The organism is Streptomyces sp. NPDC056347, from assembly GCF_042262625.1.
In the GTDB taxonomy this organism is placed as follows: domain Bacteria; phylum Actinomycetota; class Actinomycetes; order Streptomycetales; family Streptomycetaceae; genus Streptomyces.
The window spans coordinates 1-1,433 of sequence record NZ_JBHJQP010000337.1 but is presented as its reverse complement, the minus strand read 5'-3'; the positions used below and the strand labels follow the sequence as shown (position 1 = coordinate 1,433).

Sequence of the window (1,433 nt, the reverse complement as noted above, 5' to 3'; positions counted from 1 at the left end):
GCGCATGAGCCGTCGGGTGCCTTCGTGCGTCCGCGGCGGCCCCGCGCGGGATTCGTACGGGGCCGCGCGGGCGCCGCACGGGCCGGCGCGGACTCTGCGTAGGGTGGGGACCACCCGGACGGTCCAGCCCGGTGAACGTAGCGAAGGGACGCTTTCCATGGCGATCGAGGTCGGCACCAAGGCCCCGGATTTCGAGCTGAAGGACAACCACGGCCGGACCGTGCGGCTGTCCGACTTCCGCGGCGAGAAGAACGTCGTGCTGCTGTTCTACCCGTTCGCCTTCACGGGCGTCTGCACGGGTGAGCTCTGCGCGCTCCGCGACGAGCTGCCGAAGTTCGAGAACGACGACACCCAGCTGCTCGCCGTCTCCAACGACTCCATCCACACCCTGCGCGTCTTCGCCGAGCAGGAGGGTCTGGAGTACCCGCTGGTCTCGGACTTCTGGCCGCACGGCGAGACCTCGCGGGCCTACGGCGTCTTCGACGAGGACAAGGGCTGCGCGGTGCGCGGCACCTTCGTCATCGACAAGGAGGGCGTGGTGCGCTGGACCGTCGTCAACGGTCTGCCGGACGCGCGCGACCTCAACGACTACGTCAAGGCGCTCGAAGCGCTCTGATCCGGCACCGGACGATCCGTGGTGGACCCGGCGAAAAGCCTGCTCGGGCGGGAACCGGTCACTAGGATCCAGTCGTTGATCGGATGCCAACGCAAGTGGAGGCGCCGGCGGTCCGCCGGCCCCCAAGGAAACCAATGGGAGGACTCGTGGGAGTCAGCCTCAGCAAGGGCGGCAACGTCTCGCTGACCAAGGCCGCGCCCAACCTGACGGCCGTCGTCGTCGGTCTCGGCTGGGACGCTCGCACCACCACCGGTGGCGACTTCGACCTGGACGCCAGCGCACTGCTGACGAACGACCAGGGCAAGGTCAGCAGCGACGGGAACTTCGTCTTCTTCAACAACCTGAAGAGCCCCGACGGCTCGGTCGAGCACACCGGTGACAACCTCACCGGTGAGGGCGAGGGCGACGACGAGGTCATCAAGGTGAACCTCGCGGCCGTCCCGGGCGACGTCGACAAGATCGTCTTCCCGGTCTCGATCTACGAGGCCGAGACCCGGCAGCAGAGCTTCGGCCAGGTGCGCAACGCGTACATCCGCGTGGTCAACCAGGCCGACAACAGCGAGCTGGCCCGCTACGACCTGAGCGAGGACGCCTCCACGGAGACCGCCATGGTCTTCGGCGAGCTGTACCGCCACGGGACGGAGTGGAAGTTCCGCGCCATCGGTCAGGGGTACGCCTCGGGGCTGCGCGGCATCGCGCAGGACTTCGGCGTCAACGTCTGATCAAGATTCTTCCGGCCCAGGCGGGCCGGGGGGATCCCGGGTGCGACCGGGCCGGGCCGTCGGGCCGCGGCCCGCGTCGCTCCGTACGTACCACC

General features: G+C 68.8%; 2 protein-coding genes. Both read left to right on the top strand.

Annotation, left to right across the window (positions count from 1 at the left end; translation table 11 throughout):
- Positions 1-157 precede the first annotated feature (157 nt).
- Positions 158-616: a peroxiredoxin gene (locus ACFCV8_RS36025; protein WP_376689776.1), complete on the top strand. Its 459-nt coding sequence runs from the start codon at positions 158-160 to the stop codon at positions 614-616.
- Between the two features lie 146 nt (positions 617-762).
- On the top strand, positions 763-1,338 hold the full coding sequence (locus ACFCV8_RS36020; protein WP_376689777.1) for a TerD family protein: 576 nt from the start codon (positions 763-765) through the stop codon (positions 1,336-1,338).
- The last annotated feature ends 95 nt before the right edge of the window (positions 1,339-1,433 follow it).